The organism is Pseudomonas sp. 13B_2.1_Bac1 (genome assembly GCF_025466155.1).
Lineage (GTDB): Bacteria > Pseudomonadota > Gammaproteobacteria > Pseudomonadales > Pseudomonadaceae > Aquipseudomonas > Aquipseudomonas aylmerensis.
In genome coordinates, this window is record NZ_JANLOH010000051.1 from 43,672 (window position 1) to 58,378 (window position 14,707).

15 protein-coding genes and 1 pseudogene are annotated in these 14,707 nt (G+C 62.9%); 9 read left to right on the forward strand and 7 right to left on the reverse strand.

The features are described 5' to 3' along the window. The first annotated feature begins 24 nt into the window (after positions 1–24). The gene (locus NTD80_RS12270) at positions 25–660 is read left to right on the forward strand and encodes a pseudouridine synthase (RefSeq protein WP_262133782.1); all 636 of its coding nucleotides are present in this window, start codon (positions 25–27) and stop codon (positions 658–660) included. Here the strand turns inward: NTD80_RS12270 and NTD80_RS12275 are convergent. After that, on the reverse strand, positions 655–864 hold the full coding sequence (locus NTD80_RS12275) for a DUF2788 domain-containing protein (RefSeq protein WP_025999909.1): 210 nt from the start codon (positions 862–864) through the stop codon (positions 655–657). The two genes, NTD80_RS12270 and NTD80_RS12275, sit on opposite strands and share 6 nt — an antisense overlap. Positions 865–1,067: 203 nt before the next feature. After that, complete coding sequence (locus NTD80_RS12280) at positions 1,068–1,547, reverse strand: Lrp/AsnC family transcriptional regulator (RefSeq protein WP_003194418.1); 480 nt, start codon at positions 1,545–1,547, stop codon at positions 1,068–1,070. A 431-nt stretch (positions 1,548–1,978) separates the two neighbouring features. On the opposite strand from NTD80_RS12280, the gene NTD80_RS12285 reads away from it, so the two are divergent. Next, positions 1,979–3,076 carry a DUF6515 family protein gene (locus NTD80_RS12285; RefSeq protein WP_262133784.1) on the forward strand — a complete coding sequence of 366 codons (1,098 nt, stop codon included), beginning with the start codon at positions 1,979–1,981 and terminating at the stop codon, positions 3,074–3,076. A gap of 75 nt (positions 3,077–3,151) precedes the next feature. Here the strand turns inward: NTD80_RS12285 and NTD80_RS12290 are convergent, their stop codons facing one another. Both NTD80_RS12290 and NTD80_RS12295 read right to left on the reverse strand, forming a co-directional pair. Further along, positions 3,152–4,051, reverse strand: a complete 900-nt coding sequence (locus tag NTD80_RS12290; protein WP_065910114.1) for a cation diffusion facilitator family transporter — start codon at positions 4,049–4,051, stop codon at positions 3,152–3,154. 9 nt (positions 4,052–4,060) lie between these two features. After that, positions 4,061–4,480: a polyribonucleotide nucleotidyltransferase gene (locus tag NTD80_RS12295; protein ID WP_262133787.1), complete on the reverse strand. Its 420-nt coding sequence runs from the start codon at positions 4,478–4,480 to the stop codon at positions 4,061–4,063. A gap of 148 nt (positions 4,481–4,628) precedes the next feature. On the opposite strand from NTD80_RS12295, the gene hrpB reads away from it, so the two are divergent. Then, on the forward strand, positions 4,629–7,136 hold the full coding sequence (gene hrpB, locus NTD80_RS12300; RefSeq protein ID WP_262133788.1) for an ATP-dependent helicase HrpB: 2,508 nt from the start codon (positions 4,629–4,631) through the stop codon (positions 7,134–7,136). Positions 7,137–7,241: 105 nt separating this feature from the next. Here the strand turns inward: hrpB and NTD80_RS12305 are convergent, their stop codons facing one another. Continuing rightward, entirely contained in the window at positions 7,242–8,330 is a 1,089-nt protein-coding gene (locus NTD80_RS12305) for an endonuclease/exonuclease/phosphatase family protein (protein WP_065910121.1), read from the reverse strand. Positions 8,331–8,370: 40 nt separating this feature from the next. Further along, positions 8,371–9,030: a YciC family protein gene (locus NTD80_RS12310; protein WP_065910342.1), complete on the reverse strand. Its 660-nt coding sequence runs from the start codon at positions 9,028–9,030 to the stop codon at positions 8,371–8,373. A gap of 180 nt (positions 9,031–9,210) precedes the next feature. Here NTD80_RS12310 and NTD80_RS12315 point away from each other — a divergent pair, with 180 nt between their 5' ends. From NTD80_RS12315 to NTD80_RS12330, 4 genes and pseudogenes are all read left to right on the forward strand, one after another. Then, positions 9,211–9,969 carry a DUF2076 domain-containing protein gene (locus NTD80_RS12315; protein ID WP_262133792.1) on the forward strand — a complete coding sequence of 253 codons (759 nt, stop codon included), beginning with the start codon at positions 9,211–9,213 and terminating at the stop codon, positions 9,967–9,969. A gap of 118 nt (positions 9,970–10,087) precedes the next feature. Further along, on the forward strand, positions 10,088–10,564 hold the full coding sequence (locus tag NTD80_RS12320; RefSeq protein WP_034117765.1) for an NYN domain-containing protein: 477 nt from the start codon (positions 10,088–10,090) through the stop codon (positions 10,562–10,564). Positions 10,565–10,606: 42 nt separating this feature from the next. Beyond that, entirely contained in the window at positions 10,607–11,218 is a 612-nt protein-coding gene (locus tag NTD80_RS12325) for a PolC-type DNA polymerase III (protein ID WP_065910125.1), read from the forward strand. A 305-nt stretch (positions 11,219–11,523) separates the two neighbouring features. Next, positions 11,524–11,652: pseudogene (locus NTD80_RS12330) on the forward strand (acyl carrier protein); the annotation flags it as partial. An 86-nt stretch (positions 11,653–11,738) separates the two neighbouring features. Here NTD80_RS12330 and NTD80_RS12335 read toward each other — a convergent pair. Then, positions 11,739–12,200 (reverse strand): Lrp/AsnC family transcriptional regulator, encoded by a 462-nt coding sequence (locus NTD80_RS12335; protein WP_262133796.1) that lies wholly within the window; start codon positions 12,198–12,200, stop codon positions 11,739–11,741. Between the two features lie 161 nt (positions 12,201–12,361). On the opposite strand from NTD80_RS12335, the gene yedA reads away from it, so the two are divergent. Both yedA and NTD80_RS12345 read left to right on the forward strand, forming a co-directional pair. Then, on the forward strand, positions 12,362–13,258 hold the full coding sequence (gene yedA, locus NTD80_RS12340; protein WP_201145945.1) for a drug/metabolite exporter YedA: 897 nt from the start codon (positions 12,362–12,364) through the stop codon (positions 13,256–13,258). Between the two features lie 48 nt (positions 13,259–13,306). Continuing rightward, positions 13,307–14,641, forward strand: coding sequence for a DEAD/DEAH box helicase (locus NTD80_RS12345; protein ID WP_262133797.1), 1,335 nt, complete (start codon positions 13,307–13,309; stop codon positions 14,639–14,641). Positions 14,642–14,707: the final 66 nt, after the last annotated feature.

The window sequence follows — 14,707 nt, forward strand, 5'->3', positions numbered from 1 at the left end:
TGACCGTTAGATGTTCCTTTTGCCATGTCCCGTCCTGCCCGTCCCGATTCGCGCCGCCCCGGCGTGAAACCCCCGTATTCCGCTGCGCGTCGAGTCGCCAAGGCGCCACCGGCGGAGCCGAAGTTGATCCTGTTCAACAAGCCTTTCGATGTGCTGACCCAGTTCAGCGACGAAGGCGGGCGGGCGACCCTCAAGGATTTTATCGACATCCCCGGCATCTACCCCGCCGGCCGCCTGGACCGTGACAGCGAAGGCCTATTGCTGCTGACCAACGACGGCCAGTTGCAGGCACGCATCGCCGACCCCAAGCACAAGCTGGCGAAGACCTATTGGGTGCAAGTCGAAGGCGAGCCGACCGAGGAGCATCTGCAGCGCCTGCGCAATGGCGTGGAACTCAACGATGGCATGACCCTGCCCGCCGAAGCCCGGCGGTTGGATGAGCCTCAGTTATGGCCGCGCAACCCGCCAGTGCGCTTTCGCAAAAACATACCGACTTACTGGCTGGAGCTGGTGATTCGAGAAGGGCGTAACCGTCAGGTTCGGCGCATGACCGCCGCAGTCGGGTTGCCGACCCTGCGCCTGGTGCGCGTGCGAATTGGCGATTGGTCGATCGATGGCCTGGATCAAGGCCAGTGGAAGGAAGTGCCGGCGCGCTTATAAGGCGCCGGACTCGATCAGGCCGATCACCACGCTCTTGATGATGAACGCAGCTACGCCCAGGCCGAGCACGAAGAACAGGATGAACGAGCCAAAGCGCCCGGCCTTGGACTTCTTTGCCAGGTCCCAGACGATAAAGCCCATGAAAATGATCAGGATGGTGACCAGGCCAGTCATCATCCATTCTTCAAACAGGGCGGGATCGATGTTGTTCATGGGATCTTCCGACGGGGCAGGCGGCAAGTATAAGGCAGCGTCTTCAACACAACATTGATTTGGATCGAGGTACGGTCCAAATGTGGGAGCGTGCTTGCTCGCGAAAGCGCAGTGTCAGTCAACGCATGTATTGGCTGAATCAGCGCTTTCGCGAGCAAGCCCGCTAACACAGGGGATTTTCAGTGTTGTTGAAATCAGGTACGTAAATGAGTCAGCGGCAATTCGGTGCTGTTGAGCACCTGGTTCAGCACGAAGCTGGAGCGCACGCTGGTCACGCCTTCGATGCGGGTCAGGTGACCCAGCAGTAGCTTCTGGTAGTGATCCATGTCCGGCACCACCACTTTCAGTTGATAGTCGGCGTCCATCCCGGTCACCAGGCTGCATTCCAGCACTTGGGGCAGGGTGCGGATGGCCGCTTCGAAATTCTCGAAACGCTCCGGGGTGTGGCGGTCCATGCCGATCAGCACATAGGCGGTCAGGCTCAGGCCGAGCATCTTGCGGTCGAGCAGGGCGACCTGGCGTGCGATGTAGCCGTCGTCCTCCAATTGCTTGACCCGGCGTGAGCAGGGCGAAGGCGACAGGCCGATACGCTCGGCCAACTCCTGGTTGGAGATCCTCGCGTCGCGCTGCAATTCCGCCAAAATACTCAGGTCGTATCGGTCAAGCTTGCTCATTGGGTTGGCCTTTGTCGTAACTATTGCGGTGAATTATCCATGAAGGGTTAAAAATTGCGCAAGCACTGTTTATTGACGCAATCTTCGCAATCATCTGTCGGACGTTGGCGGGTATCGTTATCAACAGAATCACCGCCTGGACAACAGTCCACAGCAGCTCGCCCAATCAGGCCCGCTGCGGCCGCCACCCCAGCAGGGTTGAGTTGGCCTCCAGGCTGCACACTGTCCACAAGACGGCGTGAGGTGAGCCAACGTCAAAAGCGTTGAGCCAGGACGAAGTTCTCAAGGGGTGGCCGACGGGTCACCCCTTTTCTTTTGCCTTGAGAAAATTGTTCTCGTGACTGATAACCTGTCTCAGAACCGGGCGCGGCTTTTCCAGTCTTATCTATGAGGCCGGACGTTCTAGGCCCTTATCCGCAGTGAGGAATAGCATGAAGCGCATCTGGCGTATGGCAGGTGTAGGTTTGCTGATGGTGACCGTCGGCACGCAAGTGATGGCAGACGACCCGCGCCCTGAAGGCGGCGGTCAGCATGAACGAGGGCCGGAAGGCGGTCGGCAAGGTAACGAACAGCCGCGACCGCAAAACAACCAGCCTCGCCCGCAGAACAATCAACCACGGCCGGAAAACACTCAGCCGCGTCCGCAGAACCAGCACTTCGAGAACAACCAGCCGCGTCCCCAGAATCCGCACTTTGATCGCGCCGAGCAGCAGCCGCACGGTGGCGGGCAATGGCAGGGTCGCCCGCAAGGGGCAGAACAGCCTCGGCCGGCGCCGCAGCCGGCGAATAACCTGCCGATCCAAGGGCGTCCGGATACCGTGCGCCAGACCCAGGAACCGCGCCAGGGCAACTACCAAGACATCCCACGTCGCAATGATGGCAACCAGCATTGGCAGGCCGGCAATGGTCCCGGCCCACGTCCGGGCGCTGGCTTCAACAACGGTCACCCGAATGACAATCGCTGGCCGGGTCGTCCCGACGGACATGGCAATGGTTGGGGGCCCGGCCCGCAGTATCGTCCCGGTTATACCGTCGACCGTTTTCCCGACCGCAATTACCGCGTGCCGTACCGTGGCCAGGATTACTTCTTCTCCGGCGGCTACTGGTATCGCCCGCAAGGCCCGCGCTACGTGGTGGTAACGCCGCCGTATGGGATTCGCGTGCGCTACCTGCCGGACTACGCGCGCGAAGTGTGGGTGGGCAGCGCGTTGTTTTTCCTCGCGGCCGGTGCCTACTACACCTACGAAAGCACGTCCCAGGAATACGTGGTGGTGCAACCGCCGACCGCAGTGCCTGGGCCGCAGCCGGCGCCGCAAGGCAACGGGTATGACGTGGTGGCTTATCCCGCCAACGGCCAGTCACCGGCCCAAGTGCAGCAGGACGGTTATGACTGTTATCGCTGGGCGGTGCAGCAAAGCGGCTTCGACCCGCAGGCCGTCACCTACGCGCCCGACCCGGCGGTGGTGCAAACCTACCGCCAGGCACAGGGCAACTGCCTGAGCAGTCGCGGGTATCAAGTGCAGTATTGATAAGCTGCAAGCTGCTAGCTATAAGCCGCAAGCTTCAAGCTTCAAGCCGCAATCTTCACTCTTGAGGCTTGAGGCTTACAGCTTATAGCTGGCTTCTTGCGGTTGATCTGCGGGGTCCGCGTGTACCAGTACTTCGGCACGCGGGTAGGCTTGGTGAATGGCATCGGCGGCCTGGTCGCTGATGCCGTGGGCGACTGACAGGGTCAAATCCCCCGGCAGTTCCAGGTGCAGTTGCACGAACCAGTGGCTGCCGGAAATCCGCGTGCGCAAATCATGCGCACCCAGCACGCCGGGCACGCCGCGCGCCAGTTCCAGCATATGCTGGCTGACCTCCGGCGGCAGCTCCTCGTCCATCAATACCGCGAAGCTTTCCCGGGCGATCTGGATCGCACTCCACAAGATGTAGGCGGCAATGCCCAGGCCGAACCAGGCGTCGACCTGATGAAAGCCCATGCCCGCCAGCACCAGTGCCACCAGGATGCTGCCGTTGAGCATCAGGTCCGAACGGTAATGCAGAGAATCCGCGCGTACCGCGTTGGAGCCGGTTTCGCGCACCACCCGGTGTTGCAGCATCAGCAAGGCCACGGTCAGCACCAGGGAAAACACGATCACACCAATGCTCAGCCACGGCGCGCCCACCGGTTCCGGGTGTTGCAGGCGCTCGTAGGCCTGGAACGCGATCAGCACCGCACTGCCGCCGATAAACAGCGCCTGGGCCATGCCCGACAGCGATTCCGCCTTGCCATGACCATAACGGTGATCGTCATCGGCCGGGCGCAGGGCGTAATGCACGGCCAGCAGGTTCAGCAGCGAGGTCACGCCGTCGAGTAGTGAGTCGGTCAACCCGGCGAGCATGCTCACCGAGCCACTGAGCCACCAGGCGATGGCCTTGGTGATAATCAGCGCACAGGCCACGCCCACCGAGGCGCGGGTGGCCAGGCGCAGGAGCCGCGCGTGTTCGGGGCTGGTGGTCATGGGCAGTCCTTAGGCAGCGGGTTGCAGGCCCAGGGACGCGAGCTGTTGCACGCTGCCCTTGAACTGGATCATGCGCGGGTCATCCAGCGGCAGGCTGCGGCCGGTTTCCTTCTGGATGATGGTTTGCAGCTTGGCGTTGTCGACCTTGCCGTCGGCGCCGATGGCCTCGTGGAGTTTTTCCGGGGCGACCTGGGCAGTCTTGCCCGGTTCGAAGTAGATCGCGCCGGTGGCGAAGTCCACGCCGAACGCGATCAGGCCAGGGATCACATAGAACAGCAGGCCCACGGCGTCGAGCACGGCAATCGCCGGGTCGATCTTGCCGTCGATCTGGCCGCGGCGGTCGGGGTAGAAAATCGAGCCGCAGGCCGTCAACTGGCTCAGCAGGGTGACGGCGAGGACACCGCCAATGACACGGGAAGCGATACGCATGAAGACTCTCCTGAACACGGTTGATACGAAACTATAAGCCAGCGCCGACCTTTGAGCGCATTCACCGCGAAAGGGTGGGGTGCTTGTGAGACCAGCACCGGCATCCGGCAGTTCGCCGTTATACTCGCCGCTCTGCTTTGGAGCCAGTATGAATTCGTTGCCCATCGATGATGTTTTACCCGCCCTGCGTGACGCCTTGGCGAATCGCCATGAAGCGGTGCTGGAAGCGCCGCCCGGCGCCGGTAAAACTACCCGTGTGCCCTTGGCCTTGTTGAACGAGCCCTGGCTGGCCGGGCAGACCATCCTGATGCTCGAACCGAGGCGCCTGGCGGCGCGTGCTGCCGCCGAACGGCTGGCCAGTGAGCTGGGCGAAAAGGTCGGCGACACCGTCGGCTATCGCATCCGTCTCGACAGCAAAGTCGGCCCCAATACACGGATTGAAGTGGTCACCGAAGGCATCCTCACCCGTCGCCTGCAGGATGACCCGGCACTCGACGGCGTGGGTTTGCTGATCTTCGACGAATTCCACGAACGCAGCCTCGACGCCGACCTGGCGCTGGCCCTGAGCCTGAACGGGCGCGAGCTGTTTCGCGATGAGCAGCCGCTGAAAATCCTGCTGATGTCCGCGACCCTCGAAGGCGAGCGCCTGGCCAGTCTGCTGAACGACGCGCCGATCCTGCGCAGCGAGGGACGTATGTTCCCGGTGCAGACGCGCTGGGGCCGGCCCTACCAGGCGGGTGAATTCATCGAGCCGCGTGTGGTGAACACCCTCCTCGAGGCCCTGCACGACGAGTCCGGCAGTGTGCTGGTGTTCTTGCCGGGGCAGGCGGAGATTCGCCGGGTCCATCAACAACTGGCTGACGCCCTGGGCGACCGCAGCGATGTGCTGCTGTGCCCGCTGCATGGCGAGCTGGACCTCAACGCCCAGCGCGCCGCCATCGACCCGGCTCCGCCCGGCAAGCGCAAAGTGGTACTCGCCACCAACATCGCCGAGACCAGCCTGACCATCAATGGCGTACGTGTGGTGATCGACGCCGGCTTGGCGCGCGTGCCGCGTTTCGACCCTGGCAGCGGCATGACCCGCCTCGATACCCAACGCATCTCCCGCGCCAGTGCCACGCAGCGCGCCGGCCGGGCAGGGCGCCTGGAGCCGGGGGTGTGTTATCGCTTGTGGTCCGAGGACCAGCATGAAGGCCTGGCCGCGTATGGCAGTGCGGAAATCCTCGCCGCCGATCTCGCCGGCCTGGCGCTGCAACTGGCGCGTTGGGGTGTCACGCCCACGCAACTGGTGTGGCTCGATGTGCCGCCGACCGCCGCCTATGCCCAGGCCCAGGATTTGCTGCAGCGCCTGGGGGCGTTGAATGACGACACGCTGACCGCGCATGGCCAGAAAATGGCCGAGCTGCCGGCCCATCCGCGTATCGCCCATCTGCTGTTGCGCGGCCAGGATCTGGGCCTCGCGGCGACCGCGTGTGAGGTCGCCGCGCTCTTGGGGGAGCGCGATATTTTGCGCGGCGCTGGTGCGGATTTGCACAGTCGCCTGGCGTTGCTGTCCGGTGAAGAACGTGCGCGCGGCACCCAAGGCGGCGTGCAGCGGGCCAAGCAACTGGCGCGGCAATACCGTGGCTATCTAAGAGGCAAGGCCACCCAGCCGGTGGCCGATCCCGACCACCCACGCTGGCTCGGTGCCCTGCTGGCGCTGGCCTACCCGGACCGCGTCGCCCAGCAACGTCGCCCCGGCGGCGCCGAATATCGCCTGGCCAACGGCCGAGCGGCGCTGTTCGCCGAGGCCGACAGCCTGATGAAACAACCCTGGCTGGTGATCGCCGACCTGGGCAGTCGCCAGGGCCAGCGTGAAGAGCGTATCTACCTGGCGGCCGATTTTGATCCGGCACTGTTCGACACGGTGCTGGCCGAGCAGGTGCGCACTGTCGACCAGCTGGATTGGGACGAGCGCGAAGGCGTACTGCGTGCCGAACGCCAGCGCAAAGTCGGCGAACTGGTGCTCAGCCGTGAACCGCTGACCGGCCTGGACGAGTCCGCCCGCAGCCAGGCGCTGGTCAACCTGGTGCGCCGCAAAGGCCTGGAGTTGCTGCCCTGGACGCCCGAACTGCGCCAATGGCAGTCCCGCGTCATGCTGCTGCGCCAGCTGGACGCCGGCAAAACCAGCGAATGGCCGGATATCAGCGACAACGCCTTGCTCGCCAGCCTCGAACACTGGCTGATGCCCTACCTGGGCAAAGTCTCGCGCCTGAGCCATTTCGCCCAGCTGGATATTTCCAGCTTCCTGCATAACCTGTTGCCGTGGCCGCTGCCCCAGCGGCTCGATGAACTGGCGCCGCAACATGTGAAGGTGCCGTCGGGCTCGTCAGTGCGTTTGGACTACAGCGAACAGCCGCCGATTCTGGCGGTGCGCCTGCAAGAATTGTTCGGCCTGGCCGACACCCCGCGCATTGCCGGCGGGCGCCAAGTGGTGAAGCTGCACCTGCTGTCCCCGGCACGGCGGCCGGTGCAGGTGACCCAGGATCTGGCGAACTTCTGGCGCAGTACCTACGCCGAAGTGAAGAAGGATCTGAAGGGCCGTTACCCCAAGCACTATTGGCCGGATGACCCGCTGGTGGCGGAGGCGACCGCCAGGATCAAGCCGAGAAAGTAGCGACCACCGGGATCAAATGTGGGAGCCGGCCTGCCTGCGACTGCGGTGCAGCCGACACACCGCGTCGTCTGCATCGCCGCCAAGCCGGGCTCCTACAGGTGTTGGTTATTGCGCGGCAGGCAGCAGGAATCGTGCGATCACCGGCAGATGGTTGGAAATACGCAAGGTATCCTCCTGCCGCACCTTGGCCTGCACCCGTTTGATCCGTGGGCTGTAGAACAGGTAATCGAGCGTGCGATCCGGGCCTTCGATGCTGGGATCATTCGGGAAGTGCGTCAGCCATTTTTCACGGTCAATCCCGCTCGATTCGCTGTTACTCGGGATCATCGGGTACTTGTCCCACAGCAGATGCAGCTCGCTGTCCGGCGAATACCGTCCGCGCTTGCCCGCGTCCAGGCGCAGGAATTGCCCCAGGGGCAGCAGGTTGAAGTCGCCGCCGATCAGCCAGGGCGTGCCGCGACCTTCGAACTTATCCAGCAACTTGACCGTGGTTTGCACCTGCGCCTGCACCGCGCTGCGGCCCGGGGCATCGCCGTCCAGGCGGGTGTTGAGTACTGCCAATTGGCCGCCATCACTCAGTGGCAAGTAAGTCAGCAGCAGGGCCGGCTTGGGCTGGAACTGACGGCTGATGAAGTTGGCGTCCGGCGCCGGCAATTGCAGGCGCTCGGCGTGTTCGATCTGGTAGCGGCTCAGGGTCGCCAGCTTGCGGCCGACGCTGCCGAAGATATGCCGGTCGGGGACGAAGTCGGCTTTCCAGTCGAAGGTCTGGGCGCTGCAGGGGTAGAGGTCGACCAGGCGTTCCTGGAGCAGGGCCAGTTGGTCCTGGTAGTGGGAGGGCTTGGCGTTTTCGTCGAGTTCCTGCAGCAGCAGGATGTCGGGTTGTTCGTCGCGGATCACCCGCGCCACTTCGTCGAGGCTGGCGGCCATGTCTTCCACGGTAGGGCGGTCGTCGGGGCCGCTGCCGTCGGTGGTGTCGTACCAGAACACGTAGTTCTTGCCGGCCAGGTATTGCACGTTCCAGGTCATGACCTTGAGCGCCTGCCCTGGCAACAGGGTCGGCGCACGCGGCGCAACACAGCTCACGGGCAGGATTTCCTTGGGCTCGGGGCGCCAGGTCAGGCTGTAGATCAGGGCCGTCAGCAGGCCTGCAATGATCAACAGGCCCAGCAAGGTTATGCGCAATAAACGGGTCATCGGCTCGGCTTATAGCGTTTCGGGAGTGGCACGGAGCATATCACCGCGCGTCGGCATCGCCACCGATCAGCATGAATAAACGAAACAGCACCACACTGGTAAACAGCTGCAGGAAGCTGTGCGCGCTGTCGATCAGCACGCCGAGCAACGGCGCAGGCTCGGGATAGGCCGCCACACTGGCGCCCTTGAGCAGCCACAGCGGTGTCATCACGCACAACAGGCACACCAGGATCCGCCAGAAATGCCCACGGGTCAGGCGGAAGCTTTCCTTCATCGCCTCCAGCGCCGGCATGCTGCGCAGTACCAGCAGGTACTCGGCAAACGCCAGCACCACCATCAGCCACAGGCCTGGCAGGAAATACAGCGACAGGCCGAGCAGAATCAGCAAGGTGCTCATGGCCGTCAGCAGGGCGAAGCGCGGCCACAGGGTCAGCGCCATCGCCCACACATCCTTGGTGCGCGGCGATTCGCCCCGGGTGCGGGCGTCGAGAAACAGGATCAAGGCGCCGGTGTACAGCGGGTACACCAGCAACCCCACCACCACGCTGTAGCCGGGGAAGGCATCCGGGCCCAGCGTGTGGTCGAGCACCTGTTGCAGCAGGGCCTCCAGGATGACCAGCGGCAGGCATAGCTGAACGATGGCGCCCAGGTTGTTCCGGGTAAAACGGAAAGAGTCGCGCAATACGTCTAACGGATTCATCAGGTTCATCGCAGGCCTGGAAACAAGGGCGACACTTTAACCGATCAGGGTTGCAGGGACGCAAACGTAAACCTTGAGTAAAGACCATTGAAACAACTGGTAACAGCCCCATAACTAGAGTGCACCTGGCCTGATCACAGGCAGGACCACGATTTCTACCGGCAATCTAACGAGGTCGCCATGAACAGCGAAGAGCAAACCCTGATCGATGGACTGTTTTCACGGTTGCAGCAAGCCGAAACGGACTCAGCCCCCCGCGATGCGCAAGCAGAAGCGCGGATCAAGGAGCACATGACTCGCCAACCGGCCGCCGGGTACTACATGACCCAGTCGATCCTGGTGCAGGAACACGCGCTCAAGAGCCTCGACGCGCAGAACAAGCAGCAGGCGCAGCAGATCCAGCAGTTGCAGGACGAGCTAGAGCGCGCCAAGTCGTCGCAGCCAGCCCCTGCAAGCGGCGGCGGCTTCCTGTCGAGCATCTTTGGCGGCGGTTCCCGCGACCCGCAGCCAAGCCAGAGCGCCCCGGCGTCGTCGGGTGGCTGGCGTGAACCGGGCAGGCCTGCGTTTGGCCAGCCTGCGCCGCAGCAGAACTATGGCGCGCCCCAGCAGAACTACCAGCAACCGCAACAGGCGCCTGCGGCTCCGATCGGCAGCGGCTTCCTCGGCGGTGCACTGAAAACCGCTGCAGGCGTGGCCGGTGGTGTAATGCTGGCCGAAGGCATCAGCAGCCTGTTCCACCACAACCAGCAGCCGCAGGTGGTGGAAGAAATCATCGAGCAACCGGCGCCGGCCAGCGACCAGGGCGGCTGGGGCAACGACGACCAGCGCTTTGCCGGCAATGACAGCGACAGCTGGGGCAGCAACAACGCGGACAGTTTTGCCGACAGCGACTATTCCGACGACTCTTCTTCCTTTGGCGACGACGATTCCTTCGTCTGACCTGCACTCAACCGGGGCGCGGTGTCGCCCCGGTCTGATTTTTCCCGGAAACGTTCTCGCGACTGGCATACTGGCACCCTTTCCGGGCGCTGGCGCCTGGCTGTCATGAGGAAGTGCGGTGAAGAAAATTGCAGTGTTCGCCGATGTACAAAACCTCTATTACACCGTCCGCCAGGCCTATGGTTGCCACTTCAACTACGCCGCCCTGTGGGCTGATATCAGCGCGCGCGGGCAGATCGTCGAGGCCTATGCGTATGCCATCGACCGAGGCGACAGCAAGCAGCAGCAGTTCCAGCAGATCCTGCGCAACCTGGGCTTCACGGTGAAACTCAAGCCGTATATCCAGCGCAGCGACGGCTCGGCCAAGGGCGACTGGGACGTGGGCATCACCATCGACATCATGGACGCCGCCGACCACGTCGACGAAATCGTGCTGGCCTCCGGCGATGGTGACTTCGACATGCTGCTCGACCGCATCATCCACAAGCACGGCGTCGAAGCCGTGGCGTATGGCGTGCCGGGGCTGACGGCCAACTCGTTGATACGCGCTGCCAGCCGCTACGTGCCGATCGAAGGCGCGTTGCTGCTCAAATAAGCGCTACGGCTCAATAAATAGTTAGACGGAGTTGGAACAGGTTTGGAACGTATAGCGGTCATCGACTTTGAAACCACCGGCATCACCCCGAGCAGCCATTGCCGGGCCACGGAAATCGCCGTGGTCATCCTCGAACGTGGCCAGATCGTGGACCGTTACCAGAGCCTGATGAACGCTGGCGTGCGCGTGCCCGGCTTTATCGAACAGCTCACCGGCATCAGCAACGCCATGCTGCGCAGCGCGCCGCCGGCTGAGCGGGTGATGAACGAAGTGAATGAATTCGTCGGCACCACGCCGCTGATGGCGCACAACGCTGCGTTCGACCAGAAATTCTGGGATTACGAACTGGGCCTGATCCGCCGCACCCGCCTGCAGAAATTCGCCTGCTCCCTGCTGCTGGCGCGCCGCCTGATGCCGTCGGCGCCGAACCACAAACTCGGCACGTTGAATGCCTTCGCCAAGCTGCCCCACACCGGCCAGGCTCACCGGGCGCTGGCGGATGCGGAAATGGCCGCCAACCTCACAGCGCACCTGGCCCAGGAACTGCGCCGCACCCACGGGTTGCGCGAACTGTCCCACGACCTGCTGTGCACCTTGCAGAAAGTGCCGGCGGCGAAGATCAATGAGCATCTGAAGAAACATCGCGGGTTCTGAGCCTGCGCAGACCTCATATGGACACCAGGCCAATTGTGGTGAGCGCGCTTGTTGTGGTGAGCGGGCTTGCCCCGCGTTGGGCTGCGAAGCAGACCCAGTAAGGTAAACGCGGTCATCCAGACAGACTGAGTTGCTGGTTTTGGGGCCGCTACGCAGCCCAACGCGGGGCAAGCCCGCTCGCCACAAAAAAGCCAAATCACCACAAAGCCAAATCACCACAAAACTTCGCTCGTCAGGCTATCGATGCTGCACGCACGCCAACGCCCAATGCATCACCGCCCCGTCCTGCACCTTCATTGCCTCGCTGCTTTGTCATGCAGATCAAGTGGCAATTCAACTTGCAAGCGACCCAGAAAGATTGGGACCACATCACTACCATCAAGCAGATAGTTGACTTGATCGTTGAACGCCCGAATTTGCAGTGCGGCCACTGACGCCATCGGGGGCAAGCCCCCTCCCACATTTCGAATGTATTCACAAATCAAACTGTGGGAGGGGGCTTGCCCCCGACGGCGGTAGATCAGCCACCATTCTTGCCGTTGATTTCCAACTGCCCCAACGGCACCCGCCGCTCTATCGCGCTCGACAAGATGATCGAGGTCTTGCTGAACCCGAACTTCGCCACCCGGTTGATCAAATTCTCCAACTCCGGCATCGAGCCCACCGCTGCCTGCATGATCACGCACGGATCGCCCGTGACGCGGTGGCATTCGGTCAGTTCGGGGATTTCGGCCAGGGCATCGTAGACCTTCTGGCTGCCGTGGTTGGTCAGTCTCAGTTCCATCACGCACTGAATCGGCAGACCGACTTTGGATAAGTCCACTTTGGCCTGATACCCGGTGATCACGCCGCTGGCCTCCAGCTTGGCCACGCGTTCGGCGACGGCGGGGGCGGAGAGGTTTACCGTGCGCGCCAGTTGCGCGTAGGAAGCGCGGCCGTCTTCGAGCAGGGCGCTGAGGAGCATGCGGTCGTATTTGTCCATGATAAGGCTCCAGGAGCGCGGGGCTTTCGAAAGTAGGGTTTATAGCCCTGATAACCATGTTTTGAAAAGTGTACTGGCGGATTAAACAGGTTTTGTAACTTATGTTTAGGCGCCTGCCTTTTTAGAATAAGCCTCTCTCATTTCTGCCATAGAGCTGCCCAATGCCAGGCCCACGTCGCTTTCCCTTACCGTTGATCGCCGCTTTTTTTGCGTTGTATGTGATTTGGGGCTCCACCTACCTGGTGATCCGCATCGGCGTGGAATTCTGGCCGCCGCTGATGCTGGGTGGGATTCGCTTCCTGGTGGCGGGGGCGGTGATGTATGGCTTCTTGCGTTGGCGCGGGGCGCCAGCGCCGACCTGGGAGCAATGGAAGGCCGCTGCCAAGATCGGCATTTTGCTGCTGACCTTCGGCAATGGCGCGGTGAGTGTGGCCGAGCACACCGGCGTCTCGTCCGGTGTGGCGGCGCTGGCGGTGGCGACCGTGCCGCTGTTCACCTTGCTGTGCGGTTATTTCTGGGGCGCGCGTAATACCCGCCTGGAATGGGCGGGCGTGATCCTGGGGATGATCGGTATCGCCATGCTCAACATGGGCAGCACATTGCAGTCGAGCCCGATGGGCGCGGCTTTATTGTTGTTTGCCGCGGCGTCGTGGGCGTTCGGTTCGGTGTGGAGTCGGCGCCTGCCGTTGCCGCCGGGGGCAATGGCCAGTGCGGCGGAAATGCTGGTGGCCGGCGTGACGCTGTTGATCGCCAGCGCGCTCACCGGGGAACACCTGCAAGCCATGCCGCCGCTGGAAGGCTGGCTGGCCCTGGCGTACCTGGCCGTGTTCGGGTCGATCATCGCCTTCAACGCCTACATGTACCTGCTCAAGCATGTGCGTCCGGCGGCGGCGACCAGCTATGCCTACGTCAACCCGGCGGTGGCGGTCTTGCTGGGGATCGTGTTCATCGGCGAGACCATCGGCCTCGAAGAAGCCCTGGCGATGCTGGTCATTATCAGCGCGGTGCTGTTAATCAGCCTGCCCCAGTGGCGCAAGCCCAAGCCGGAAATAAGGTAAACTGCCGCGCATTACGCCCTTGCGCTGAATTTTTCCTACGGTAAACACATGACTTTCGCCACACTTGGCCTGATCGAACCCTTGCTGCGCGCCCTTGAGACGCTTGGCTACCAGACCCCGACGCCGGTGCAGGCGCAAGCCATTCCGGCGGTGCTGGCCGGTCGCGACCTGATGGCTGCGGCCCAGACCGGCACCGGCAAGACCGCCGGTTTCGCCGTGCCGCTCCTGCAATTGCTGACAATGGAAGGGCCCAAAGTCGCTGCCAACTCGGCCCGCGCACTGATCCTGTGCCCGACCCGTGAACTGGCCGAGCAGGTTCACGCCAGCGTTGCCGAGTACGCCCAACACCTGCCGCTGACCACTTACGCGGTGTACGGCGGCGTGAGCATCAACCCGCAGATGATGAAGCTGCGCAAGGGCGTCGACATCCTGGTCGCCACGCCGGGCCGGCTGATCGACCTGTTCCGCCAGAACGCGCTGAAACTCAACCAGTTGCAGACCCTGGTGCTGGATGAAGCCGATCGCATGCTCGACCTGGGCTTCTCCGAAGAACTGGCGAACATCTACCGCATGCTGCCGAAGAAGCGCCAGACACTGCTGTTCTCGGCGACCTTCTCCGATGACATTCGCGTGCTGGCCGGGCAGATGCTCAACGACCCGCTGAGCATCGAGGTCAGCCCGCGCAACGTCGCCGCCAATACCGTGAAGCAATGGGTGGTGCCGGTCGACAAGAAGCGCAAGCCCGAGCTGTTTGTGCACCTGATGCGCAAAGGCCGCTGGAAGCAGGTGCTGGTGTTCGCCAAGACCCGCAATGGCGTGGATGCGCTGGTGGATAAGTTGCAGGGCCTGGGCATCAATGCCGACGGCATCCATGGTGATAAACCCCAAGCGACCCGCCAACGCGCGCTGGACCGTTTCAAATCCAGCGAAGTGCAGATCCTGGTGGCCACCGACGTGGCGGCCCGTGGCCTGGACATCGAAGACCTGCCGCTGGTGGTCAACTTCGACCTGCCGATCGTGGCCGAGGATTACATCCACCGCATTGGCCGTACCGGCCGTGCGGGCAACACCGGCGAGGCGATTTCGCTGGTGTGCGCTGATGAAGTGAACATGCTGTCGGCCATCGAGATGCTGACCCGTCAGACCTTGACCCGCAAGATGGAGCCGGATTTCGAACCGGAGCACCGCGTGCCGGACACCGATGCCAGCGGGCAGGTAGTGAAGAAACCGAAAAAACCGAAGAAGCCCAAGACCTCCGGTGGCGGCGGCAAGCGCAACCTCGGCAAGTGGGTGGACAGTGGCGAGGTGGCGCCGGCGGAGCCGTCGGTCAAGCCGGTGCGCAAGGTCCCGGTTTTTAATACCGGGCCGCGCAAGAAGAAGTAACTGACCTTTGTGGTGAGCGGGCTCGCCCCGCGTTGGGCCGCGAAGCGGCCCTAAAACCTGCAAGCG

Bases quoted from the DNA above. Each gene is read 5' to 3' on its own strand.
- NTD80_RS12270 (WP_262133782.1), top strand. From the start codon at position 25: ATGTCCCGTCCTGCCCGTCCCGATTCGCGCCGCCCCGGCGTGAAACCC.
- NTD80_RS12280 (WP_003194418.1), bottom strand. From the start codon at position 1,547: ATGAGCAAGCTTGACCGATACGACCTGAGTATTTTGGCGGAATTGCAG.
- NTD80_RS12285 (WP_262133784.1), top strand. From the start codon at position 1,979: ATGAAGCGCATCTGGCGTATGGCAGGTGTAGGTTTGCTGATGGTGACC.
- NTD80_RS12290 (WP_065910114.1), bottom strand. From the start codon at position 4,051: ATGACCACCAGCCCCGAACACGCGCGGCTCCTGCGCCTGGCCACCCGC.
- NTD80_RS12295 (WP_262133787.1), bottom strand. From the start codon at position 4,480: ATGCGTATCGCTTCCCGTGTCATTGGCGGTGTCCTCGCCGTCACCCTG.
- hrpB (WP_262133788.1), top strand. From the start codon at position 4,629: ATGAATTCGTTGCCCATCGATGATGTTTTACCCGCCCTGCGTGACGCC.
- NTD80_RS12305 (WP_065910121.1), bottom strand. From the start codon at position 8,330: ATGACCCGTTTATTGCGCATAACCTTGCTGGGCCTGTTGATCATTGCA.
- NTD80_RS12310 (WP_065910342.1), bottom strand. From the start codon at position 9,030: ATGAATCCGTTAGACGTATTGCGCGACTCTTTCCGTTTTACCCGGAAC.
- NTD80_RS12315 (WP_262133792.1), top strand. From the start codon at position 9,211: ATGAACAGCGAAGAGCAAACCCTGATCGATGGACTGTTTTCACGGTTG.
- NTD80_RS12335 (WP_262133796.1), bottom strand. From the start codon at position 12,200: ATGGACAAATACGACCGCATGCTCCTCAGCGCCCTGCTCGAAGACGGC.
- yedA (WP_201145945.1), top strand. From the start codon at position 12,362: ATGCCAGGCCCACGTCGCTTTCCCTTACCGTTGATCGCCGCTTTTTTT.
- NTD80_RS12345 (WP_262133797.1), top strand. From the start codon at position 13,307: ATGACTTTCGCCACACTTGGCCTGATCGAACCCTTGCTGCGCGCCCTT.